Origin of the sequence: Novosphingobium mangrovisedimenti (genome assembly GCF_025153475.1) — a bacterium.
In the GTDB taxonomy this organism is placed as follows: domain Bacteria; phylum Pseudomonadota; class Alphaproteobacteria; order Sphingomonadales; family Sphingomonadaceae; genus Novosphingobium; species Novosphingobium mangrovi_A.
The window spans coordinates 55104-79263 of the sequence record NZ_JANZXA010000015.1; the positions used below are offsets into that span (position 1 = coordinate 55104).

The window sequence follows — 24160 nt, forward strand, 5'->3', positions numbered from 1 at the left end:
AAGACGGGCGACAGATCGTGACCTTTGGGGGAAGCAGAATCATCGAACGCCGGCGGTTCGCGCGGGTGCTGCTGCTTGCTGGCATTGTCGTGTTGTTGGCGGGCGGTCCTCGGATCAGTCCGGCCGAGGCCGACAGCTACGAGGGCGTGGCCAGCTGCGCGGGGTCGACTTGCCATGGTCGCAACGAAGGCGATGGCAAGGTCGTGCGGCAGGACGAGCTTCGGATCTGGCAGGACCGTTCGAGCCGGGCTGGCGCACACAGCCGGGCCTATGGTGTCCTTACATCGCAGCGCGGGGAACGGATTGCCGCCGCGCTCTCGCTCGGCAAGGCCGAGAACGCTTCGGCATGCCTGGGCTGCCACGCCACGAATGCGCCTGCTTCGGCGCGCGGGGGGCGCTGGCATGCTTCCGATGGGGTGGGCTGCGAATCGTGCCACGGTGCGGCCTCGGGCTGGATTTCCAGCCACTACGCAGTGCCGGCGAGCCATGAACGGAACGTCGCGGCGGGCCTGATCCCGCTCGAAAAGCCGAAGGTGCGCGCCTCGGTCTGTCTCGATTGCCACTTCGGCAGCGACAAGCCGGGCCAGTTCGTAACGCATGCGATGATGGCGGCGGGCCATCCGCGCGTGTCTTTCGAACTTGATCTGTTTTCCACGCTGCAGGCGCACTACGACCTCGACGACGACTATGTCCGTCGCAAGGGGCGGCCGGACAGCGTGCAGCTCTGGGCCGTCGGGCAGGCCGAGGCGGTGCGCCGCCAGGCCAGCCTCTTCGCCGATGCCCGCTACGCGACCGAGGGGTTGTTTCCGCAGTTCTATTTCTACGATTGCCATAGCTGCCACCGCGGCATCAGCGACGACCCTGCGGCCAGGCGCACGTTCGAGACCAATCCGGGGCGGCCGATTCCCTTCGGCAATCCGCCGTTCAACGACGAGAACATGATCATGCTCTCGGCCGTGGCGGATGTGCTGGTTCCCGGCGAGGCGGCGCGTTTCAACAGTGCCGCGCGGGGGTTCCATGCCGCGATGGCGCAGGGGCGTCCGCAGGCTGTGGCCGCCGCGAAGGCGCTCGGAGGCGCGGCGGGCGCCCTGTCCGATGCGCTGGCGGCACGCGGCTATTCGGCGGAGACCGCGTTCCAGGTGATCGCGACGATTTCGGGCAAGGCGATCACTCCGCGCTTCACCGATTACGAGGGATCGGTGCAGGCGGTGATGGCGGTCGACACGCTGCTCAACGCGCTGGTGCGCGAAGGCCGGGTAACCGTAGGGGCCGCGGCGGGCATCCGGGCACAGGTCAATCGGGCCTATGACGCGGTAAGGGCGCCGGGGAGCTATAATCCCGGCGCATTCCGTGCCGCGCTTGGACAGGCGGCGCGCAGCATCGAGGCGCTACGCTGATGCGGTCAGGACGCGTATCGTCGGCGCTGGCTGCCGTCCTGCTGCTCACGTCCTGTGGCGGCGGGGATTCGCAATCGGGCGGTGGGACACCCACGCCTTCGCCGACACCCACGCCCACGACGAGCCCGACGGGCGTGCCCGGCACCGCGCTGGAAGACTACGTCGCCCCGAGCCAGGAAGCGCTCACGTCGGCGGAAGTCGGCAAGATCCTCGCGCAGGCGGCGGCACAGGCGCAGCAGTCCGGCAATCCTGCGACGATCGCGGTGGTCGACCGCGTCGGCAATGTGCTGGCGGTTCTGGCGATGACCGGCGCGCCGGCGACGGCCAAGATTCCGGATGCGGGCAATGGCCAGAACATCGACCTGCAGGGGCTCGTTGTCCCGGCTGCCGCGGCGGCGATCGCCAAGGCCGTGACGGGCGCCTACCTTTCGAGTGGCGGCAATGCCTTTTCCAGCCGCACCGCCAGCATGATCGTGCAGGAGCACTTTCCCCCGGCGCCGAGCACGGTAGGCCTTGAAAGCGGGCCGCTGTTCGGCGTGCAGTTCAGCCAGTTGCCCTGTTCGGACTTTTCGGCCCGCTTCCAGGCAAGCGGTGCGTCGGCGCTGATCGGGCCCAAGCGTTCTCCGCTGGGTCTGGCGGCGGACCCCGGAGGCTTTCCGCTCTACAAGAACGGCGTGCTCGTGGGCGGCATCGGGGTTCTGGCGGACGGGGCCTATTCGCTCGATCCGAACGTGCTCGACACCGATACCGACGTCGACGAGCGGATCGCGCTGGCCGGGACGGTGGGTTTCGAAGCGCCGCAGAACATCCGCGCCGACCGCATCTATGTCGACGGCACGCAGCTTCGCTATTCGGACACCGTTTACGGTAACCTGTTCGACGTTGGCGGCGCCACCTACGGGCAGACCGTTCCCGCGCTGGGCGCACTGGCGGCGGTGAAGGGGTACTACGAGAACCCCGTCCTGCTGGCAGGCACGGCTTACGGCACGGAAACCTCTGGCATCCGCGAGGCGACGGCGGCCGAGTTTGCCGACCGCGACGCCTTCGTCCTGACTGATGGATCGGGCAACAACCGCTTCCCGATCCGCGCGGCGACCGATGCCGGGGACGTCGCCCAGCCGATCACTGTCGATGAGGCGCGAGCGCTGCTCGAAGAGGCTTTCAAGGTCATGACCCGGGCCCGTGCGCAGATCCGCCAGCCGCTCGACAGCCGGGCGCAGGTCTCGATTTCGCTGGTCGACACGCACGGGCAGGTGCTCGGCATCGTCCGTTCGCCCGATGCGCCGATTTTCGGCACCGACGTGTCCTTGCAGAAGGCGCGCACGGCCACGTTCTTCTCGGGCGCCAATGCAGGCAGTGAACTGCTCGCCGATCCCAGTACCGACGTGCAGGGCTTCGTGTCCAAGGTGCGCACCTTCCTTGGCGATCAAAGCGCACTGACCGGCACGTTCGCTTTCGCGGACCGCTCCGGCGGCAACCTGTCGCGCCCCTATTTCCCCGATGGCGAGGTCGGCAATCCCAACGGGCCGCTCTCGCGGCCGATCGCGCAGTGGAGCCCGTTCTCCACCGGGCTGCAGTCGGCACTGGTGCTGGGGAATCTCGCCCAGCATCTGCAGTACGTCACCGGCCAGAGTGCGACCGACACGCCGCATCGCTGCACCGCGCTTCCCGATGTCGTGGCAGGGCAGAACCGGTTGCAGAACGGCATCCAGATCTTTCCCGGCTCGGTCCCGGTCTATCGTGGCACCACGCTGATCGGCGGCATGGGCGTTTCGGGTGACGGTATCGACCAGGACGACATGATCAGCTTCCTGGGGACCAACAATGCCGGCGTGCGCCTCGGCACCCTCGGCAACGCGCCGGTGGACATGCGCGCGGACCGGATCGTCGTCAACGTGAACGGCGCGCAGGTGCGGTTGCGGTTCGTGAACTGTCCCTTTGCGCCGTTCCTCGACAGCAGCGAACAGAACGTGTGCGAGGGGCTGTAGGGGATGACGCCAATCATCCTCTCGCTGCCGCTGCTGCTGGCCCAGCCGATGGCCGACGCCGAGGAGAGCGCTCCGGCCCCGGTGGAAGCCGGCGCGCCCGAGGACCAGCGTCCGATCCTTCAGCCGCCCGGCACTGAAACCGCACCCGACGATGTCGATGTCGAAAGCATCGAAGGGCGCCGCCGGCCCGGTTTCAACGCGCCGCTGCCCGAGCGCGCGACGCAGGACAACATGGGCGCGGTGCGGGCGCCGCCGCCCGAGGCGTTCCCGACCGACCAGATCTCGATCCCCGACCGCTGGCGCCTGATCGAGACGCTGGGCGTGGTCAAGGAACGCTGGTTCGATCCCTATCACCAGAACACCTACAAGGGTGACCGGCCGATCAACCCGGACAAGGTGCCCTGGCTGCCGATCACCGGGGACGACTGGTTCTTCTCCGCCAATCTCATTTCGGACACCGTGCTGGAGCCGCGCACGTTCCCCATCCCCGTGGGTGTGCAGACGACCGCGCGGCCGCATTCGCTCGACGTGTTCGGTAAGGACGCGAGCTTCGTCTTCTCGCAGACGGTGATAGCGAATGTCGGGCTGACCAAGGGCCAGACCGCGTTCAAGCCGCCGGTGGTCGAATACCGCCTGGCGCTGGCGTTCAACTACAACTATGTCGACGTGCCCGAGAGGCGTGTGCTCTTCGTCGAGCCGTCGAAGCCGACGCACCGCTCAGACCACTTCCTGGGCGTGCAGGAAGCCTTCATCGACTATCACCTGCGCAACGTTTCGGACCGCTACGACTTCGATTCGATCCGCGTCGGCATCCAGCCCTTTCAGGCCGATTTCCGCGGCTTCCTGTTCAACGACAGCCAACTTGGCATCCGCCTGTTCGGCAACCGCGACAACAACCGCTTCCAGTACAACCTCGCCGCGTTCTGGCGGCTGGAGAAGGACACCAACTCGGGCCTGAACGCGGTTCTGCAGACACCGCGCGACGATTTCGTGTTCTTCGCCAATCTCTATCGGCAGGACTTCCTGATCCCCAGCCTGACCAGCCAGATCACGGTGGTCTATAACCGCAACCGCGAAGCCGGGGACATCCATGTCGACGACAACGGCTTTCCCGTGCGCCCGGCCTTGCTGGGCAACTTGCGCGGGCGCGAATACGATGTCGTCTACCTGGGCTACAATGCCGACGGACACGTGGGCCGCGTCAATGTCACGGCCTCGGCCTATGCCGCGCTGGGCGAGGACCGGAACAGCATCTTCACTGGCGAAAAGGCTGACATCCGCGCCTTCTTCGGCGCGGCAGAGCTGAGCTATGACAAGGACTGGATGCGCTTTCGCCTCTCCGCGCTCTATGCCAGCGGCGATCACGATCCCTACGACGGCAAGGAAACCGGCTTCGACGCAATCTTCGAGAACCCGATCTTCGCAGGGGCCGACACCAGCTACTGGATCCGCCAGACGATCCCCTTCGCGGGCGGCGGGCGCGTGATCGGCGTCAACGGGCGCAACGGCATCCTAAATTCGCTGCGCTCGTCGAAGGAACAGGGACAGTCCAACTTCAACAATCCGGGCACGATGCTGCTGGGCGCCGGCGCGGATTTCGACCTTACGCCCGAACTGCGCGTGTCGGCCAATGCCAACCACTTGTGGTTCGAGAATACCGCGACGCTGCAGACACTGCGCAACGAGGGATCGATCCCCAAGGACATCGGCTGGGACCTTTCGGCCGCGGCAATCTGGCGGCCCAAGGCGACGCAGAACATCGTCTTTCGCCTGTCCGCCGCCGCGCTGGTCCCGGGCGGCGGCTTTCGCGACTTGTTCGACAACTATGAAGGGCACCGCAATTACTACTCGGTGCTCGCCAACGTGATCGTGAGCTATTGATGCGGAGCTGGACGCGCCTTTTCCTCCTTGCAAGCGTAATTCTTGCCATGGCCGTTCCGGTCGGGCGGCTGCTGGCGAGCGAGGAAGAAAAGCCGGTCGAGCGCGACTATTCGCTCGTCACCGCGCCGCCCGCGCCCGCGCGGCAGAGCGTGGCTCAGGTCGATGCCAAGTCCTCGGGCTGCCTCACCTGCCACACCGCCTCGGACGCACCGACGATGCACGCCACGCCCGCCGTGCGGCTGGGCTGCACCGATTGCCACGGCGGCAATGCCTCGATCGTGGGCCAGCCGAAACTGGGCTTCGACGATCCGCAGTATATCGCCGCGCGCGAAAAGGCCCACGTCCTGCCCAAGTACCCGGAAGGCTGGCACTATCCCAGCGCGGCCAATCCCGAGCGGTCCTACGCGCTGCTCAACAAGGAAGCGCCCGAGTACATCCGCTTCGTCAATCCCGGTGACTACCGCGTTGCGCGCGAGGCCTGTGGTTCCTGCCACCTGCCGGTGATCGAGGCGGCCGAGCGTTCGCTGATGGCGACGGGCGCCATGCTGTGGGGCGGCGCGGCCTATAACAACGGCATCGCGCCCTTCAAGAACTACATCTTCGGCGAGGCCTATACGCGCGAGGGCGAACCGGCGAAGATCGTCTCGGCAGGCGATCCACCCGGCACGGTGACGGCGGAAGAGAAGGCGCGCGGCGCGCTCGCGGCGCTCTATCCGCTGCCGCGCTGGAACGTGACCCCGCCGGGCGACGTCTTCCGCGTGTTCGAACGCGGCGGGCGCGTGATCAACTCGACCTTCGCCGAAGTGGGCCTGCCCAACCCGACCGGCTCGATCCAGCGGCTCGACGAACCGGGACGCCCCGACATCAAGCAGTCCAACCGTGGCGTAGGTACCGGCCTGCGCGTCGCGATCCCCGTGCTCAACCTGCACAAGACGCGCCTGAACGATCCTTATTCGTGGTTCATGGGCACCAATGACCAGCCGGGCGACTATCGTTCCTCGGGTTGCACGGCGTGCCACGTGATCTACGCCAACGACCGCGAGCCGCGCCATTCGCTGATCTATGCCAGGTTCGGCCGCGATGGTCAGACCATCACCAAGGACCCGACCATCGCCGCGCTCAAGAGCCACGATGAAGGGGCGCACGGTTCACTCAAGACCGGGCACGAGGGCGAGGACGGCATCGCCAAGCCCGCCGATGATCGCGAGAAGGGCCACCCGCTCCAGCACGTGTTCACGCGCGCGATCCCGACGGCGCAGTGCATGAACTGCCACATGCACCAGCCCAACATCTTCCTGAATTCCTACCTCGGCTACACCATGTGGGACTATGAGGCCGATGCGCCGAAGATGTGGCCGGAGCACCAGAAATACCCGACTGCCGAGGAAGTCCACAAGGTGCTTGAGCGCAACCCTGAGGGCGCCGCGCCGCGGGGCAAGTGGGCCGATCTCGACTTCGTGCGCAATGTCTATGACCTCAATCCCGAGCTCAAGGACACGCAGTTCGCCGACTACCACGGCCACGGCTGGAACTTCCGCGCGATCTTCAAGCGCGACCGCGAGGGCAATCTGCTCGACGCGGGCGGCAACATGGCGACATGGGGCACCGACAAGGACCACATCGTCTCGCCCGACGATCCGCAGAAGTGGCGCAAGGACGGCGAGGGCAAGTTCGTTCCCCCGGGCATCAATCCGGGCAAGGCGGTCCACATGATGGACATCCATGCAGAGAAGGGCATGCAGTGCGCCGATTGCCACTTCTCGCAGGATGCCCACGGCAACGGGCTGGTCTACGGGGAAGTCGCCAATGCGATCGAGATCGGCTGCAAGGACTGCCACGGCACCGCCGATGCCTATCCCAACCTGCTGACGAGCGGCCCGGCCGCGCCGCCCAAGGGCAACGACCTCTCGCTGCTGCGCAACCCGGATGGCAAGCGCCGCTTCGAGTGGAGCACCGATGCATCGGGCCGCAGGCACTTGCTGCAGCGTTCGATCGTCGATCCGGAGATTTCCTGGGACGTCTCGCTGGTGAAGAACAGCGTCGATCCGGAATCGCCCACGTTCAACCTGAAGTCGGCGCGCGCCAAGCTGATGAGCAAGTCGGGCGCGGATGACGGGTCCTTCGGCTTCGGCCTCGGCGTGGCGATGAACGACCGCGCGCACAAGGACGGCGAGATGGCATGCTTTACCTGCCACCTCTCGTGGACGACGAGTTGCGGCGGCTGCCACCTGCCGATCGAGGCAAACTGGAAGACCTCGATGCACCACTACGAGGGTGAGGAGACGCGCAACTTCGCGACCTACAACCCGCAGGTGGCGCGCGATGCGATGTTCCAGCTCGGCAAGCACATGACCACCAAGGGCGCCGAAGTGACCCCGGTCCGTTCGAGTTCGGCGCTGGTGCTGTCCTCGACCAACGTCAACCGCGAACGCATCTATGTGCAGCAGCCGCCGATCTCGGCCGCCGGCTTCTCCAGCCAGGCCTTCGCGCCGCACTTCCCGCACACCGTGCGCCTGACCGAGACCAAGACCTGCACCGACTGCCACCTTTCGGAAAAGGACGACAACAACGCGATCATGGCCCAGACGCTTTTGCTCGGGACCAATTTCGTGAACTTCGTCGGGCTCAATTCGTGGGTCGGGCTCGACGGCGGTTTCGAGGCCGTGCGCGTGACCGAATGGGACGAGCCGCAGGCGGTGATCGGTTCCTACCTCCAGAAGTACGCCTATCCCGACTACTACAAGCTGCACGTCGAGCAGAATGGCCGCGAGCTGAAGAACTGGGTGCGCGGCAAGACCTTCGACAAGAAGCTCTCGGGTGAAACTCACGCGCTGGAGCAGTTCCGCAACGTGGTGCAGGGCACGCGCGATCAGGTCGGCTGCCTGCAGCTTCGCGGCGAGTACATGTTCGTGGCCGAAGGGAAGGGTGGCTTCGAGGTCTATGACGTCGCCTCGATTGCCAACAAGGCCTTCTCGGACGCGGTCGTCTCGGCGCCGTTCTCGCCGCTGGGTCACAACACGCATGTGAAGACCAAGAACGCGACGTGCATGGCGCTCGCCACCGACCAGCCGATCGCGCCGACGCGCAACCGGAAGATGGCCGAAACCGTGCTCAAGGACGACAAGGGGCAGCCGATCCTGAAGGACGACGGCACGCCGATGACGCTGCGCGACGCCAATCAGGAGCAGGCCTTCGAGCCGATCTACAGCTATGCGGCAATCACCGACAGCGAGGAGGGCCTGATCCTCGTCAATGTCGACACGATGGCCGACGGCGAGTTCCGCAATAACAAGCTCAAGCGCGCGGTGACGTGGAACCCCGATCACGTGCTGGACGGCGCGCGGCACATCGTCCTTGCCGGTGAAGTGGCCTATATCACCGCCAGGGTGGGCCTTGTCGTGGTCGATCTGCACGATCCGCTCCACCCGCAGCTGTCGGCGGTGCGCAAGCTCGATGATGCGCGGGCGAGCGCAGTGCAGTTCCGCTATCTCTGGGTGACGGACAGCGAGGGGGTCAAGCTCTTCGACGTGACCAACCTGCGCGATCCGGTCGCGGTTCCTTCCGGCACGGTGCCGCTGGCCGATGCCCGCCGCCTCTACGTGGCGCGTACCTACGCCTATGTCGCGGCGAAGCGGGAGGGGCTGGTCATCGTCGATGTGCGCAGCCCGCCCAACCCGAAGATCTACCGGAAGGTGACGTTCGACGGGCAGCTGAACGATGCCGAGGATGTCGTGGTCGGCTCCACCAATGCCTCGCTCTTCGCCTATGTCGCGGACGGCGCGAACGGCCTCAAGGTGCTGCAACTGACTTCGCCTTCGAGCCAGCGGAACTTCTACGGCTTCTCGCCCGCGCCCGAACCCGAGCTGATTGCCTGGGCCAGCACGCCCACGCCGGCCCGCGCGCTGTCCAAGGGGCTCGACCGCGACCGAGCGGTGGACGAGACGGGCGGCCAGATCGCGATCTTCGGCCGCCTCGGCTCGCGGCCCTTCACCCGGCCCGAGATGGAGCGCCTGTTCCTCAACCGGCGCGGCGTGCCCTTCAAGGTGACCGACGAGGCCGACATGAGCGCATGGGTGCCGCAGCGATGACATGTGACGGAGGCCTTACGGAACAGGCTTGCACCTGAGGTTACGCCGTCCGTTTCATCCAGTGTCCTTCCGTCCCGGAATCCGTCGTCATTGCGAGCCGCAGGCGAAGCAATCCAGGGCAGTCTGAACCGCCCCTGGATTGCCACGCCGTCTGCGGCGGCTCGCAATGACGAAGGGGAAATTCAATCAGGGGTAGCCGATCACGCGTTTCTGGGGTGCTCGGCCTCGATCATCCGGACTACGGCTTGCAGGTTCTCGTCGTATCGGGCCAGGACCCCGTGCCCGCCCACGCTTTCGACATGGGTGACGAGACGGGTGCCGTCCCAGCGGTGGAGGGCATAGACGGGAAGTTCGTCGGTGATCATGTCCCGCCCGTCGGGCTGGTCAGGGTCGACGGGATTGAGATCGAGCGCGACCAATGGCGCGGTCGATGCGCAGACCGTCAGCGCGGTGCCTTCCCAGGCGGTATGGATCGTGCGGTGCAAGTGCCCGGCCATGATCGACCTGACCTGCCTGTGCCCGGCAATCGCCTCGGCAAAGCGCGCGATCCACGGTTCGCGGGCATCGCAGTCGAGCCAGGCGATGCCCGATTCGAACGGTGGATGGTGCATGGCGATGACCGTGGGCACCTCCGGATGCGCGGCCAGCTCTCGCGAGAGCCACGCAGCGCGGGCCTCGCAGAAGCCGCCGCCGTGCCGGCCGACTTCCAGCGTATCGATCGCCAGTATCCGCAGGCCGGGCAGGTCGATGGCGTAATGCACGAACCCGTCGTCGCTGGAGACTGCCGGAAAGGCGGCAAGCAGCGGTTCGCGCAGGTCGTGGTTGCCGGCAAGCGGCCAGACCGGAAAGCTGCAATCCGCCAGGGCCTGTGCCAGCCGTTCGTAGCTCGCCGGGTCTCCGTTCTCCGTCAGGTCGCCGGTCAGCAGCAGCAGGTCGGGACGGTTGGGCCCGCTTTCCATTCGTCGGAGCACCGCCTTGAAGCGCTGCATGTTGTACTCGTCGGCATTACCCGGATCGAAGCCGATATGGATGTCTGTGACTTGCGCGATGAGCAAGTTTCGGTCTCCCTAAGCGCCCTCTACGCCTTGCTTCAACTCGCAGGTCCGGCTGATTTCTTCAGCTCGGTTTTGTCCTCCAGCGCTGCCTGCGCCGTGGAGTGATAACCATGGCACATCGCGCAGCTAGATGACACCTTCGATTTCGGTGCTTCTTCGCCGGCGTGACATGTGCGGCAGGTCTTGATGCCCGGAAGCAGCAGGTCCGAGGCCCTGGTCGACGTATCCGCCTTGTGGCAGCTCGAACATTTCTCCTGCTTGTGCGCGGCGTGGTTGAACCAGCCGTGGTGCATGTAGCGCAGCGGCTGGCGCACCGGCACGACGCCGGGCTTGCCGCCGGTCGTGACCGGGGTGTGGCACTCGCCGCAGATGCCCTTCTTCGACAGCGCGGTGCTCAGTTGCAGGCCTTTCCAGCCCGGTGCCGAATAGCCGAAGCTGTAGAGGCCGCCCTTGCCGTATTCGCCGGGGCGGCGGCGCGGGCTGAGGGGCACGCCCTTGTAGTCCGCCGCGGACAGGTCGGCGATGAGCTGGTCCACGTTGCCATGGCGCAGCTGGCGGAAGATGCCGCCCACCTTGTCATAGGCAAGGCTGTGGCAGCCCTCGCAGTCGCGTTCCATCGTGACGGGCTTGAAGCGCACGCCGTCCTCGGTCTTGTGGTGGCAGTTCTGGCACTGGAGACCCTTGGCGCCATAGCCGCGCTCGGCGCCGATGTTGGCCGCCATGCGTGCGACGCCGCCCAGAGGGTCGAGGTGGACCTTGTGGGGGAAGGTCAGGCCGTTGTCCTCGCTGGCCTTGCCGCCCAACAGGACGTCGGCGGTCTTGCCGGAAGTCGGATCGGTGAAGACCGTGGCGGTGAACTGCGGGTGCAGTTTGGCGAAATCGCCCGCGTTGCCCAGCTTGGTGTCGGGCAGGTTTTCCTTGAGCAGCGTATGGCAGTCCGCGCAGAAGGCCTGCTTCGGCGCATCGAGGCGGACGGGGCCCTGATGCTCGACGTGGCAGTCCTGACAGGCACCCGGCCCCGGCTTGCCGAAGGTGTGGGCGACCGACCACAGCAGGCGCTGGCCCAGCGGCAGGTTGCCGCGCGCGGCCGCGATCCGGGCGGGATCTGCGTGGTCGTGCACGTCCTTGTGGCACGAGCGGCAGGTTTCGTCGCGGACGGAGACGAATGCCTTGACGTGGCAGGCCTCGCAATTGTCGGTGAGCTGGTGGTGGGCAAGGCTCAGCGTGCCCGGATTCCAGCTGGCATCGCCGATGACGCCGCGCTTGGAGGCCGGGTCCCGCGTCTGGTGGCTGATGATCGGGACGGCGAGGAAGGCGAGCAGGATCACCACGGCCAGCGACCAGGACATGATGCGCTTGCCGGGCAGCACGCTGGAGAGCGAGAAGCCGCGCTTTTCCTCAAGGTCGCCCGAGCGGGTGGCGGCCGTTTCCGCCTGGCGGATGGTCAGCAGGACGGTGCCGTCGGTGTCGCGCGACACGGTGAGGCGGTACGTGCCGAAGCCGAGTTCGGCGCCCGCGCTGCTGTCGATCTGGGCGTCGCGCGCGTCGCTGCCGTCGACCACGAACCCGAGCGAGCCGGTCGCCTTGACCGCGACGCGTCCGCCGTCCCTGAGCGACAGCGTCGCGTGACTGGGCTCGATTGCCAGGTCGGGCAGGGCGATGTCGTTTTCCGCAGCCCGGCCGAGCGTGAGAGTGTCGCCCGTGACGTCGCGATCGCGCACGATTTCGCGCCCGGTCGCCGTCAACTCGATTTGTCTGATCCTGAACGCCATCAACCGCTACCAGTAATAAAAGACGCTGATGATATGCGCGGTGAGCGCGGCGAGCAGTGCCATGGTCGCCGGCACGTGAACGTAGAGCCAGACTTCTAGCAGCGCCTTCAGGCGCATGTGCCTTCGCAGTCGCTCAAGCTGGGCCTTGCGCCGTACCAGCAGCTTCTCGACCCGTTCGACGGCGGCATCGCCCTCGTTCGCGCGGGCAAGCCCCTCGATCGCCGCCTGGGTTGCGCAATGGGGATAGTGGCCGGAAAGGCGCCGCCAGAGGCCGTAACCGAACGGGTCCTCTTCGAGCGCCGCGATCACGAGATCGGATTGCGCGCGGCCGAGCGGCTGGGCCGCCTCGTGAAGCTGGCGGTCGAGCGCGCGGATCCCGTCGACCATCTGCCCCTGCGTCATCTGTTCGCGGTTGGAGCTGAGCGCCGCGGGCAGGCTGGCATAGGCCCAGATGCCGAACAGGCCCGAAAGGATCACCAGCATCATCAGCGCATAGGCCAGCGTGTGGACGTTCCAGCCGAACTGGAAGCCGGTGTGCAGTGTCGCGACGACGATCAGCGAGAGGCCGAGATAGACATGCGCCGAGGTCCAGGCCTTGAGCGACCAGCGTCCCTCGGTAATTGCCCGTTTGCGGATGCCGAGCAGCGAGAGCCAGACGATCAGCAGCGCGCCGATGGTGCCCAGCGTATAGCCGATCCAGGTTCCGCCGCCGGGGCGTGGCTGCGGGTCGGTGAGGAAATAGGCGGCGATGGCGACGACGCACAGGCCCGTCGCGATCTTCATCCAGCGGAAGCGGCGATGGCGCAGGAAGCCTTCGTGATCGCTGCGGTATTCGCGGCCCGCGACGGGGCCGGTGTCGGAAACGCTGGCCATCACTCGCCCTCCGTCAACTTGGCGACCGAGAGGAAGGCCTCGGGCGACACGCGAATGGCCGCGCCGGTGGGGCAGGCCCGCACGCAGGATGGCCCCCCGTTGATGCCTGCGCACATGTCGCACTTGATCGCCTTCTTGGGCTGTTCGGCGCCCTCGGCGTGCTTCTTGCGCCACTGCTTGGTGGGCTCGCCCGGGCCGGGGCCCTTGCCGAAGAACAGCCAGGACAGGATCGAGGGCTTGGGCGGCGGCACGCTGTCCATGCGGATCACGCCGTAAGGGCAGTTGCGCTGGCAATTGCCGCAGCCGATGCAGGTCTCGTCGATGAAGACTTCGCCGTCGACGCCGCGCTGGATGGCGTTGGGCGGACAGTCGGCCATGCAGTGCGGGTGCTCGCAGTGGCGGCACGATGTCGGCACGTGCAGATGGGCATATGTCGTTCCCGCCTCGCGGTCGAGGCGCGAGAGGCCGTCGTGGCTGTCGGCGCAGGCCTTTTCGCAGTTGTCGCAGCCCACGCACAGCGTCTCGTCGATCAGCAGCACGTCGGTGGCTTCGCCGATGCCGTTGTCGACCAGGAACTGCGCGGTCTGCGAATACATGTCGACGACGCCGGAGAAGTTCTCCTTGCGGCTTTCGATGAAGTCGTTGACCTCGCGGCGGCGCTCGACATCGGCGCGCGCCTTTTTCAGCAGGTCCGGCTTGCGTTCCAGCAGGCGGACGAAGGCATCTCCGGGAAGGCGGATCACTTCGGAACGGATCGCCGCGCGCACCGAGGCATTGCGCGGCGCGCCGTCGAGAACCGCCATCTCGCCGACGTAGGACCCGGCGGGCAGGTAGCTGAGGAACACCGGCTTTCCGGCGATCTCGCGCTCGACGATCATCGACCCGCGGCGGATGATGTAGATGTCGTTGCCTTCGTCGCCTTCCTTGAGGACGAACTCGCCCGCGCGCTTCTCCTGGACTTCGGCGCCTTCCACCAGTTCGGCCACGTCGTCGCGGGTGAGGCCCGATCCGAAGATCTGCAGGAGCTGGCGCTCGATGGCGATGCGGTTGACGACCTTGGCTGCCGCGGGCGCGGTGGCGATGAGCTTGAGCGCGGCGGCGCGCGAGAGCTCGACGACGATGAGGTCCTCGGCCGCGCGGATCGTCGCGCCGCGCCGACGGCCCGAGATCAGGCCGACCTCGCCGAAGATCGAGCCTTCCTCGATCGGCACGGTGATCGAGGGATCGTCCTTGCTGACCTCGACCAGCACCGATCCCTGCGCGATGGCGAAAAGCGAGGAGCCGGGCTCGTTGCGTTCGAACACCGCCTCGCCCTTGCGGAAGGCCTCGACGTTGGAATCGAGCATCAGTTCGCGCAGCTGCAGCGCGGAGATGTCCTTGAAGATGTCGATCTTCGTGCCGATCAGGTCGAGCCATTCCTCCACGCTGCGCGTGCCGGGCAGGGCGGCGAACTTCTCCGCCAGGATCGGCTCGTCGGCCGGTTTGAGGTCGGTGTTGCCGTTCAGGAATTCGACGACGTCGTATCCCTGGTTCATGCAGTGCTTGATCAGCGGATAGCCCGCCAGCGCACCGATCACGTGGATGCCAAGACGGGTGGTCTCGAACACCGGGGACAGCACCGGGAAAGCCTCGCGCTCCGGGCTGGTGAACTCGATCCCGCAGCTTTCCACGAACTTGCGTGGCGGGGCCGAGCCGGTGCGCGCGATGATGCGATCGCACGCGATCGTCTCGCGCCCGTCGCGGGTATCGAGCACCAGTTGCTTCTCGAGCACTTCGGCCGGCGTCGTTTCGGTGCGCACGGAGATGCGCCCGGCCGCCTGTGCCTCCAGCAGCAGCTTGACGTTGGCTTCCTTGGCGCGGGCGAATTCGGTGCCGCGGTTGAGGATGGTGACCACGTTGCCCTGCGCCGGATCAGCGGCGAGGCCCAGTGCGTTCTCGATCCCCGCGTCGCCCGATCCGATCACGGTGATGTGTTCGTCGATATATTCGGTGGGATCGTCGAGCTGGTACTGGATATGCGGCAGGTCCGCGCCATCGCAGCGCAGGCGGTTGGGGTTGCCCTGGGTGCCGATGGCTAGGATCACGGCGTCGGCAAGGATTGTGTCGCCATCCTTGAGCGTGACGACGAAAGCACCCTTTTCGCCTTCGATCTTCACGACCTCGGCCTTGTAGCGGACGTTGAGTTTCAGCTTGGCGGTCTGCTCATCCCAGATGTTGAGAATTGCCTCGCGCTTGCCCGCGTCGAAATCGAGGTCCGAGCGCAGCACCAGCGAGGAGGGCGTCGCCATGACGTGCTTGCCCTTCTGGTACTTGAAGATCGTGTCGGAGAGGTGGTCTGTCTTTTCGAGGAGGACGTGCGACATGCCCAGCTCTGCCGCGCGGCCGGCAGCGCTCAGGCCGGCCGGTCCCGAACCGACGATGGCTATGCGCACCCGTTCTTCCAACGCTTCCCCCCTAAAAAATGCCCCAATGATTGCATTGCGTCCTTAACTTGCGCAATTGATCCAATCATTAACGGCCGCTTCGCAAAGCTGCCGTCGCATACAGTATTGGACGGGATTGAGGCATGGCACAACAGTCTGCGCGCATTTTTCGGCCCAGCCGAATAATTCTGGTGATCGCAGCGGCCATCGCCGTCTTGGCGATTACCGCGGCGTTAACGCACAAGTCGGGCTCTACTGGTGGGACGAACGAGACGGCTTCGGTGAACGATGCGCCCTTGTCGCTGGAGGCGCTCGAAAAGGCAGCCAGGGCAGAGCCGGGCGATGCCGCGACCTGGCGCAGGCTGGGGGCGGCCTATTACGACGCGAGTCGCTATGCCGAGGCCGCCGATGCCTATGCCAAGGCAACCGGGATAGATCCGACGAAACCGGGTACGTGGTCGGCGCTGGGAGAGGCGCGGGTCATGGCGAGCGAGCACGACCCCATGCCGGCCGATGCCGTGAGCGCTTTCCGGAAAGCCGTGGAACTGGACCTGACCGACCCGCGTGCGCGCTATTTCCTTGCCGTGAAGCGGGACCTTTTCGGCGATCATGAAGGGGCGATCACCGATTGGCTGGCCCTGCTGGCCGATACCCCAGCGAATGCACCCTGGCGCGTCGATCTGGTGCGCACGATCGAACAGGTCGGCAAGATCAACACGATCGACGTGGCGGACCGGCTGGCCAAGGCCGGCGCGAAGGCGCCGCCCGCCGCGCCTGCTCCCGCGCTGGCGACGCAGGGCATTCCCGGGCCATCGTCGCAGGATCTGGCCAACGCGTCGCGCCTGCCGCCCAGCCAGCAGCGCCAGATGGCTGAAGGCATGGTCGCGCGGCTGGAGGACAAGCTGAAGGCGGATCCGGCGAACGCCGAAGGCTGGGTCATGCTGATGCGCAGCCGCATGGCGCTGAACGAGCCCGCCAAGGCTGCCGGCGCGCTTGCCGACGCGGTCGCGGCCAATCCGGGCAAGGCCGAGTACCTGCGCAATCAGGCACGGATGCTCGGCGTGCAGTGAGCCGGATCAGAGCAGCGGGGCGAGATTGATGCCGCCGGCCACGACGTAAGTGAGCAGCGACAGCGTCAGGCCGGCCAGAAACAGCCGGTAGGCATAGCCGAGGTAGCGGTACTTCTTCTTCTGGAGCACTTGCCCGTTCTGGTAGACGTCGCGCAGCATCGTGCGGAACATGCCTTCGTCGGTGGCGAGGCGCTCTACGATCAGCTCGGTGAATTCCTCTTCGGGCATCTGCGTGAACACGCCGAAGAAGAGGACATTGGACCTGTCGATGTCCAGCGGCGGGGTGCGGGTGGAGGGCATGACCACCATCACCGCACAAACCGCCGACAGGAACGAGAAGACGGCCAGCACCAGCAGCGGCAAGGGCAGGTTGCCCATGCCCGCCTGCCCCATCACGATCGTGAAGACCACGAAGGTCGCGCCCATCAGGATGCTCGCCTTCTGGTCCGCCATCTGGCTCAGGACGAGATGCGTCTGCGTGGTCGTGCGCACCAGTTGCACGGCCTGTGTCGGGTAGTGTTTCTGCGCCGCCGGGCTGGAACCCGGCGGCGTTGGTGCGTCAGTCATGCGTCCTCATACCACGCCGAAGGCCAGCATGGCATCGGCCACCTTCTTGAAGCCGGCGATATTGGCGCCCTTCACGTAGTCCACATAGCCGCCGCCGCGTTCACCATGCGTCAGGCACCGCTCGTGGATGCCGGCCATGATGTCCTTGAGCATCTGCTGCAGTTCTTCCTCGGTCCAGGAACGGCGTGCCGAGTTCTGGCTCATTTCCAGGCCTGAAACGGCAACGCCGCCGGCGTTCGCCGCCTTGCCGGGGGCGAACATCATCTTGGCGGCCTTGAAGACATGCACGGCATCGAGGTTGGAGGGCATGTTCGCCCCTTCCGAAACGGCGATGCAGCCGTTGGCGACAAGCGCCTTGGCATCCTCGCCCAGCAGTTCGTTCTGCGTGGCGCAGGGCAGGGCGACGTCGCAAGGCACGTTCCAGGGGGTCTGGCCCTCGTGGAAGGTCGCGCCGGGAAAGGCATCGACATATTCGGAAATGCGGCCGCGACGGTGCGTCTTGTGGTTCTTGACCCAGTGGATCTTTTCCAGGGTCAGCCCGTCGGGGTCATGGATGAAGCCGCCAGAGTCGGAGAGCGTCACCGGCTTGCCGCCCAGCTGCACCACCTTTTCGGCCGCATGCGTCGCGACATTGCCCGAGCCCGAGATCACGGCGACCTTGCCTTCCAGGTTCTGCCCGCGCACGGCCAGCATGTTCGTCATGAAATAGACCGCGCCATAGCCGGTCGCCTCGGGCCGGATCAGCGAGCCGCCGTATTCCAGACCCTTGCCGGTGAGGACACCTGTGAAATGGCCGGTGATGCGCTTGTACTGGCCGAACATGAAGCCGATCTCGCGCCCGCCCACGCCGATGTCGCCCGCCGGCACGTCGACGTCGGCGCCGATGTGGCGATAGAGTTCGGTCATGAACGACTGGCAGAAGCGCATGATCTCGCGTTCGCTCTTGCCCTTGGGGTTGAAGTTCGACCCGCCCTTGCCGCCGCCCATCGGCAGGCCGGTGAGGGCGTTCTTGAAGGTCTGCTCGAAGGCGAGGAACTTGAGCACGCTCTCGTTCACCGAGGGGTGAAAGCGGATGCCGCCCTTGTAGGGGCCGATGGCATTGTTGTTCTGCACCCGCCAGCCGCGCTGGACGCGGATGCAGCCGTTGTCGTCCTCCCAGCATACGCGGAACGAGACGACGCGGTCGGGCTCGGCAATGCGGCGCAGGATCTGCTGTTCGTGGTAGGCTTCCTTGTCGGCGATGAAGTCGAAGATGTCCTCGGCGACTTCCTGAACCGCCTGCACATATTCGGGCTGATACGGATTGCGCCGCTTCACCCCCTCCATGAAACCGTTGAAGTCAACGTGATCGTCGATTGCCATGGCCACTTCCCCTCTCTTTGTATGCGGACTGTCTTGCTCCGTCCGCTCGTTGCGAGCGTAGGAGCACAGGTCTGTTGCGTACAGTGCTATTCGTTAACGAGTGCTAGAAATGATGATGTTGTTTTCTGCGCTTGTTCCCACGAGAGCCAGCCTTGTCTGAACAGGGGATTGTTGCCACGCAGTTGTGGTGAAAAACGAGCTTTGAACCTGTTCCGCTTTTGTGGGCACTTTCTTTTAAGCAGCAGATGTGCTTGGCACAGCATGTCGCGGGGGCATGTGCGACTATCGGTGGGGCAGCAGGAAAGGTGGCCATGCGGCGCGAGTGGACGCAATGGTGGCGCAAATCGCTGCTTACCGTGCTGCCGGGCGCTGCCGTCATCTTTGCGACGGCTTTTCTCCAGACCTTCCCCGTTCCCGTCGTGACGCCGGTGGTCGAACGGGTCGGTCTCACCGTGTTCGACAGCTACCAGCGCATATCGCCACGGCCTTACGAGGATGCGCCGGTGCGCGTCGTCGACATCGACGACGAGACGATCCGCCGCTACGGCCAGTGGCCCTGGCCCCGCACCGATCTGGCGCGCCTGACGATGGCTCTGGGAGAGGCGGGCGCGGCGGCCATCGCCTATGACATCGTCTTCTCGGAAAAGGACCGGACGTCGCCCCGCGAACTGGCGCGGCGTTTCGAGGCGACTGATCCCGCAGCGGCCCGCGTCCTCGACGGCCTGCCCGACAATGACGAGCAGTTCGCGAAGGTCGCTGCCTATTATCCGACCGTCATGGGTTTTTTCCTGACATCGCGCGAGACCGGAACGAAAGTCGAGCCCAAGGCCGGCATGGTCGTGCTGGGCACGCCGCCCGCTTCGGTCCCGGATTTCGATAGCGCGATAACGCCCGTGCCGGTACTGATGAACGCGGCGCCCGGCGCGGCGTCGCTCAGCATCGTGCCCGATCAGGATTCGATCATCCGCAAGGCCCCGCTGATCCAGCGTCAGGGCGACATGATGCTCCCCACGCTCTCGGTCGAAGCGATCCGGCTGGCATTCCAGACGGACTCGGTGATCATCAACACGACCGACGGCAGCCGCGAGGGCAGCGCGCCGGGGGACGTGGTCTCGCTCAAGGTCGGCGACATCGAAGTGCCGACCACTGCCGATGGCCAGTTGTGGATGCACTATACGCGCGACGTACCGGAGCGGGTGGTCCCGGCGTGGAAAGTGCTTTCCGGCGCGCTCGATGCCGATGCGATGGAGCAGGCGTTCGGCGGGCGGATCGTGTTCGTCGGCACCAGCGCCATCGGTCTGCGCGACTTGCGGTCGACTCCGCTCAAGGAGTCGGAGATGGGCGTCATGATCCATGCGGAGGCCACCGAGCAGATGATCCTCGGCAAGTTCCTGCGCCGGCCGGACTGGGCAGTCGGCCTGGAGCGCACGCTGCTGCTGATCTGCTCGCTGGGGCTCGTCGTGCTGCTGCCGCGCCTCGGTGCCGCCCGGGGGGCCGCGCTGGGGCTTGTCGCCATCGCGGGGATGGCCGCCGGCAGCTGGTACGCCTTCACCACGTGGGGCTATCTGCTCGATCCGACATGGCCGGTCATCGCGATGGTGCTCAGCTATCTCGTGGTGACGATCCTGATCTTCTATCGCGAGGAACAGCAGCGTTCCTACATTCACCGGGCCTTCGACCGCTATCTTGCGCCCGAACTGGTGAAGCGCATCGCCGCCGATCCGACCCAGCTCAATCTCGGCGGCGAGGAGCGGGACATGACCGTCCTGTTCTGTGACGTGCGCAGTTTCTCGAGCATTTCGGAGGGGCTTTCTCCGGACGAGATCATCCGTTTCCTGATCACGTTCCTGACGCCGATGACCGATCTGATGATCGAGAGGAAGGCGACGATCGACAAGTACATCGGCGATGCCATCCTCGCCTTCTGGAACGCGCCGCTCGACGATCCCGAGCATGAGGCCAATGCCGCGCGCAGCGCGCTGGCCATGGTCGACAAGCTTGTGCAGCTCAATGCGGAGATGCCGCAGCGCGACGATGTTGTCTGGCCGGGCGAGGTGAAGATCGGCATCGGCCTCAACGCGGGGCCGTGCTGCGTCGGCAACATGGGGTCGGAACGGCGGCTGTCCTACTCGCTCATCGGCGATACGGTGAACCTTGCCTCGCGTATCGAGGGGCTGACCAAGTATTACGGTGTGCAGATCGCCATTGGCAGTTCGCTCGCCAGGACGCTGCAGGGTTTCGCGATGGTGGAGCTCGATCTCGTTCGCGTCGTCGGGCGCGAGACGCCCGAGGCGGTTTTCGTGCTGCTGGGCGACGAGGCACTCGGCGCGGATGCCACGTTCCGGGCCTTTGCCGCGGAGCACGCGGCGATGCTGGCCGCCTATCGTGCGCGCGACTGGGCCGGTGCGGAAGCCATGCGCGCCGGCTTGGCCGAGCGTGCCGGAGACTGGGGGCTGGGCAAGCTTTACGATCTCTATCGGGAGCGAATTGTCCTGTATCGCCAGAATGATCCGGGCGAAGACTGGGATGGCGTTTACAGGGCTGAGAATAAATGAGATAGTTTTAGTATTCTGCAGGAGGCTGGGGCGATGCGGGGAGTAATTGTAAGGGATATTGGGCGTCGAGCACTCTGGTCGGGTGCTGTTGTCCTTGCGACGGTGTCGGGAATTAGTCCTGCGCATGCGACGGACGCAGTAGAGGTGAGCGGTTCGGACCCGGCCGTGAATGCGCAGCTCGTCAGCGAAATCGAAATGGAAGCGGACGAGTCCGCGACCGAGGCCGGGGCACTGGCGCTGGCGCGGGCAAAGACGTCGCAGGGCGACCTGAGCGGCGCGGCGGCCGTGCTCGAACGCTACCTGCTGATCGACAAGGAAGCCGTCGAACCGCGAGCGGAATATGCCGTCCTGCTGTGCCGGCTGGACGATGTGGCCGGCGGACAGTTCGAAGGGGCCAAGCTGGCGGGCAAGGCGCCGGGCAGCGACGCGCTCGATCGGGCAAAGGCGGCTTGCGGCGGCGTGGCGGACGTGCCGGATGATGCCGAGATGGCGGGAGAACAGTGATGCTGCATGGCAAGGCCAGACTGGCGATGGGTGTGGCGGCGATGGTGGCCGTGCTGGGAACCGCGCCCGTGGACGGGCAGGAAGTCGTCGGCGTGAATTCCGCCGTGCGCAACGACGTGAAGGTCAGGCGCGACGAGAAATCGGAATACCGGCCGGCGGTAGTCAAGGCGAAGGTTTCGCTGGGCAATCAGGTGCGAACGGGCAGCTCCAGCGCGTTGCAGGTCACTCTCCTAGACAAGTCGAACCTCACGGTCGGTCCCAACGCGCGCTTTACCGTCAACCGGTTCGTCTATGATCCCAGGCGCAAGGCCAGTTCGGTCGGGGCGTCCGTGGCCAAGGGAACGTTCCGTTTCATGTCCGGCAAGGCGAAGAAGGAGGGCAGCAACGCCGTCAGCACGCCGGCCGCTACGATCGGGATCCGCGGGACGATCTTCGAGGGCGCCGTGGGCGAGGATGCGATGATCGCGGCGGGCCGTCAGGGCCTTGCCCTTCCGGCAAAGACCGATCCCCAGACCGCGACGATGGTGGTCCTGCGCGGTCCGGGGCCGAATGCCCAGATGGGCGAGCACCCCGGGATGATCGATGTCGCCGCCGGCGGGAAGGTGGTGACGCTGGACAAGCCCGGGCAGGCCGTCTTCGTCCCTTATGCCGGCGCGGCGCCGATCGGGCCGTTCCAGCTCAATGTTCCGGGCTATTCCACGTTCGATGTCGTGCTGCGCACCGCGCCTTCCTCGTTCGGGACGGCGATTGCCGCGCTGCAGGGCGGAACGGGCGGTTCCGTGGCGACCGGCGGGCCCGGTGGAACCCGGGCGTCGTCTTCGGTGCCCAAATTCCGCACGAACAGCTGGATCGTCGGTTCGCTGGGCGCCAGCTTGGGGGCCGCGGGTATAATCGCGGCCACGTCGGGCAACAGCCGGAACGGAAGCAACGGCGCCTGACCGCCGATCGCTTCCGGCCGGAGCAAGGAAATCCGGATGGAGCGGACGTCAGCTTCGGGAGAAGCGGCGTTCGCCCCATTTGACGCCAAGGCCCTGGCTTTCCGTTCCGATCGTCGTGCGCGCGGCGATCGTGCTCATGAAGTGCCAGGTGCCCTTCACCGCGTCGGGGGTAAGTTCCAGCGACACGTAGCCACGGCGGCTGGTGTCGGTGAAGATGAGGCCGGGGTTGGTCTGGCGCAGCATCGTTGCCAGATTGTCGGGCGCGATGCTCGGCAGGAAGCTTTCGAAGCCTGACGAGGTGACCGAATGCCCGGCGTATTCGACGCCCACGGGCTCGCCGCCCAGGCTCAGTTCGTTGCCCCAGGCATTGTGGCTATCGCCGGAAAGGACGATCAGGTTGCAATCCGCCTCGCGCGCGGCGCGCAGCAGCCGTTCGCGCGCGGCGGGATAACCGTCCCAGGAATCCATGTTGTAGGGAAGGCCGGCGCGTGCCGCAGCGGAGATGCCAAGCATCTGCTGGCGGGTCTTGGCAGGGGCTCCCACAGGCGTGAGGTCGGCGAAGGCGGCCGGCGCATGCAGGGTGCCCATGACGATTTCCTGCGCGAGGATCTGCCAGCGGGTTCCGGCCTTCGCGGAATCGGTCAGCCCCTTGTACAGCCAGGCTTCCTGCTTCGCGCCCATCAGCGTGCGCTCGGGCGACATCCACGGGCCGTCGCGGAAGGCGGCCAGTGCCTTGGCGACATCGGCCTGCCCGGTCATCACCGTGCTGAAATCGAGCTGCTGGCTGCGCCCCGTAACGCGGGTTTCCGGGCGGAAGATCGTGGCCAGCGAACCGATCTGGAAGCTGTTGTAGAGCGCATCCGACACGGGCATCCATTCGCGATAGGCACGCATCGCGGCCGCCTTGCGCGAAGGCCAGGGCCCTTCCGTCGCGGGATCGTGGTTTTCCGCGCCGTTCTGCCAGTCGTCGTTGGCGAATTCGTGATCGTCCCACTGGGCGATCATCGGGAACTGCTGGTGCAGGCGGCGCAGGTCCGGATCGAGGCGGTAGCAGGCGAAGCGCAGGCGGTAGTCGGCGAGAGTGACCGTTTCGTGGGTCGGCCGGACCGAACGCTCGGGAGCGTCCGTCACCGGATAGTGGCCCGGCCCGTATTCGTAGAAATAGTCGCCGACGTGGACCATCAGGTCCAGATCGCCACGCGCGGCGGCGTGGGCATAGGCATTGAACCAGCCGAACGGCATGTTCGAACAGGAGAACAGCCCGATGCCGAAGCGCGAGACATCGCCCACGGGCAGTGTGCGCGTGCGGCCCGTTTCGCTCATCGTGCCGTCCGGCGCGACGAAGCGGTAGAAGTACCACTTGTCCGGATCGAGACCCGTCACGACCAGCTTCGCGCAATTATCGTGCCCGGGCGAGGCGACGACGTCCCCGCCGCCCGCGATCCGACTGAAACCCTCATCCAGCGCGACTTCGCAGTGCAGCTTCGTTTCGCCCGAACCGACGTAGCGCGTCCACAGCAGCACCGACCGGGCCGACGGCTCGCCGCTGGCGACGCCGTGCGTGAAGCCGCGCGCGGTCAGGATCTGGGCAACGCCCGGCGTGGAAAGCGCGGCAAGGCCGAATGCGCCTGCCTTGATCAGCAGGCGGCGGTCGATGGCGATGGGCATGGTGTCCTCCGTGGGGGCG

The 24160-nt window shown here is 66.0% G+C and carries 15 protein-coding genes; 8 read left to right on the forward strand and 7 right to left on the reverse strand.

The genetic code is table 11. The features are described from left to right. Positions 1-17 precede the first annotated feature (17 nt). From NZK81_RS18435 to NZK81_RS18450, 4 genes are read left to right on the forward strand one after another with little or no spacing between them, the layout of a single operon-like run. Positions 18-1397: a cytochrome c family protein gene (locus NZK81_RS18435; protein WP_260047559.1), complete on the forward strand. Its 1380-nt coding sequence runs from the start codon at positions 18-20 to the stop codon at positions 1395-1397. Beyond that, positions 1397-3385: a heme-binding protein gene (locus NZK81_RS18440; protein WP_260047560.1), complete on the forward strand. Its 1989-nt coding sequence runs from the start codon at positions 1397-1399 to the stop codon at positions 3383-3385. Before NZK81_RS18435 ends, NZK81_RS18440 begins: the two co-directional genes overlap by 1 nt. Positions 3386-3388: 3 nt before the next feature. Then, positions 3389-5266, forward strand: coding sequence for an alginate export family protein (locus tag NZK81_RS18445; RefSeq protein WP_260047561.1), 1878 nt, complete (start codon positions 3389-3391; stop codon positions 5264-5266). A gap of 47 nt (positions 5267-5313) precedes the next feature. Beyond that, the gene (locus tag NZK81_RS18450) at positions 5314-9354 is read left to right on the forward strand and encodes an LVIVD repeat-containing protein (RefSeq protein ID WP_419181717.1); all 4041 of its coding nucleotides are present in this window, start codon (positions 5314-5316) and stop codon (positions 9352-9354) included. A gap of 200 nt (positions 9355-9554) precedes the next feature. Here NZK81_RS18450 and NZK81_RS18455 read toward each other — a convergent pair whose 3' ends face one another. Genes NZK81_RS18455 through NZK81_RS18470 form a run of 4 tightly spaced genes read right to left on the reverse strand, consistent with a single transcriptional unit; the run spans position 9555 to position 15486 of the window. Continuing rightward, entirely contained in the window at positions 9555-10409 is an 855-nt protein-coding gene (locus tag NZK81_RS18455; protein WP_260047563.1) for a metallophosphoesterase, read from the reverse strand. Between the two features lie 35 nt (positions 10410-10444). Continuing rightward, positions 10445-12181: a cytochrome c3 family protein gene (locus tag NZK81_RS18460; protein WP_260047564.1), complete on the reverse strand. Its 1737-nt coding sequence runs from the start codon at positions 12179-12181 to the stop codon at positions 10445-10447. A 6-nt stretch (positions 12182-12187) separates the two neighbouring features. Then, positions 12188-13054, reverse strand: coding sequence for a hypothetical protein (locus NZK81_RS18465; RefSeq protein WP_260047565.1), 867 nt, complete (start codon positions 13052-13054; stop codon positions 12188-12190). Next, complete coding sequence (locus NZK81_RS18470; RefSeq protein WP_260047566.1) at positions 13054-15486, reverse strand: cyclic nucleotide-binding domain-containing protein; 2433 nt, start codon at positions 15484-15486, stop codon at positions 13054-13056. The genes NZK81_RS18465 and NZK81_RS18470 overlap by 1 nt, the downstream gene beginning before the upstream one ends. 134 nt (positions 15487-15620) lie before the next feature. On the opposite strand from NZK81_RS18470, the gene NZK81_RS18475 reads away from it, so the two are divergent. Then, positions 15621-16547: a tetratricopeptide repeat protein gene (locus tag NZK81_RS18475; RefSeq protein ID WP_260047567.1), complete on the forward strand. Its 927-nt coding sequence runs from the start codon at positions 15621-15623 to the stop codon at positions 16545-16547. A 6-nt stretch (positions 16548-16553) separates the two neighbouring features. Here the strand turns inward: NZK81_RS18475 and NZK81_RS18480 are convergent, their stop codons facing one another. Together NZK81_RS18480 and gdhA are read right to left on the reverse strand one after the other, a co-directional pair. After that, entirely contained in the window at positions 16554-17114 is a 561-nt protein-coding gene (locus NZK81_RS18480; RefSeq protein ID WP_260047568.1) for a Pycsar system effector family protein, read from the reverse strand. A 6-nt stretch (positions 17115-17120) separates the two neighbouring features. Next, positions 17121-18476, reverse strand: a complete 1356-nt coding sequence (gene gdhA, locus NZK81_RS18485; protein ID WP_260047569.1) for an NADP-specific glutamate dehydrogenase — start codon at positions 18474-18476, stop codon at positions 17121-17123. A 311-nt stretch (positions 18477-18787) separates the two neighbouring features. Between gdhA and NZK81_RS18490 the strand changes: the two genes are divergently transcribed. The 3 genes from NZK81_RS18490 (at position 18788) to NZK81_RS18500 (ending at position 22473) form a co-directional block, all read left to right on the forward strand. Continuing rightward, positions 18788-21031, forward strand: coding sequence for a CHASE2 domain-containing protein (locus tag NZK81_RS18490; protein WP_260047570.1), 2244 nt, complete (start codon positions 18788-18790; stop codon positions 21029-21031). 144 nt (positions 21032-21175) lie between these two features. Next, positions 21176-21535 carry a hypothetical protein gene (locus tag NZK81_RS18495; RefSeq protein WP_260047571.1) on the forward strand — a complete coding sequence of 120 codons (360 nt, stop codon included), beginning with the start codon at positions 21176-21178 and terminating at the stop codon, positions 21533-21535. After that, positions 21535-22473: a FecR family protein gene (locus tag NZK81_RS18500; protein WP_260047572.1), complete on the forward strand. Its 939-nt coding sequence runs from the start codon at positions 21535-21537 to the stop codon at positions 22471-22473. The genes NZK81_RS18495 and NZK81_RS18500 overlap by 1 nt, the downstream gene beginning before the upstream one ends. Positions 22474-22521: 48 nt before the next feature. On the opposite strand, the gene NZK81_RS18505 is transcribed toward NZK81_RS18500, so the two are convergent. Further along, positions 22522-24141: an alkaline phosphatase D family protein gene (locus tag NZK81_RS18505; protein ID WP_260047573.1), complete on the reverse strand. Its 1620-nt coding sequence runs from the start codon at positions 24139-24141 to the stop codon at positions 22522-22524. Positions 24142-24160: the final 19 nt, after the last annotated feature.

Coding starts and splice junctions, on each gene's coding strand:
- NZK81_RS18440 (WP_260047560.1), top strand. CDS start 1,397: ATGCGGTCAGGACGCGTATCGTCGGCGCTGGCTGCCGTCCTGCTGCTC.
- gdhA (WP_260047569.1), bottom strand. CDS start 18,476: ATGGCAATCGACGATCACGTTGACTTCAACGGTTTCATGGAGGGGGTG.
- NZK81_RS18445 (WP_260047561.1), top strand. CDS start 3,389: ATGACGCCAATCATCCTCTCGCTGCCGCTGCTGCTGGCCCAGCCGATG.
- NZK81_RS18465 (WP_260047565.1), bottom strand. CDS start 13,054: ATGGCCAGCGTTTCCGACACCGGCCCCGTCGCGGGCCGCGAATACCGC.
- NZK81_RS18450 (WP_419181717.1), top strand. CDS start 5,314: ATGGCCGTTCCGGTCGGGCGGCTGCTGGCGAGCGAGGAAGAAAAGCCG.
- NZK81_RS18490 (WP_260047570.1), top strand. CDS start 18,788: ATGCGGCGCGAGTGGACGCAATGGTGGCGCAAATCGCTGCTTACCGTG.
- NZK81_RS18475 (WP_260047567.1), top strand. CDS start 15,621: ATGGCACAACAGTCTGCGCGCATTTTTCGGCCCAGCCGAATAATTCTG.
- NZK81_RS18460 (WP_260047564.1), bottom strand. CDS start 12,181: ATGGCGTTCAGGATCAGACAAATCGAGTTGACGGCGACCGGGCGCGAA.
- NZK81_RS18505 (WP_260047573.1), bottom strand. CDS start 24,141: ATGCCCATCGCCATCGACCGCCGCCTGCTGATCAAGGCAGGCGCATTC.
- NZK81_RS18500 (WP_260047572.1), top strand. CDS start 21,535: ATGCTGCATGGCAAGGCCAGACTGGCGATGGGTGTGGCGGCGATGGTG.
- NZK81_RS18480 (WP_260047568.1), bottom strand. CDS start 17,114: ATGACTGACGCACCAACGCCGCCGGGTTCCAGCCCGGCGGCGCAGAAA.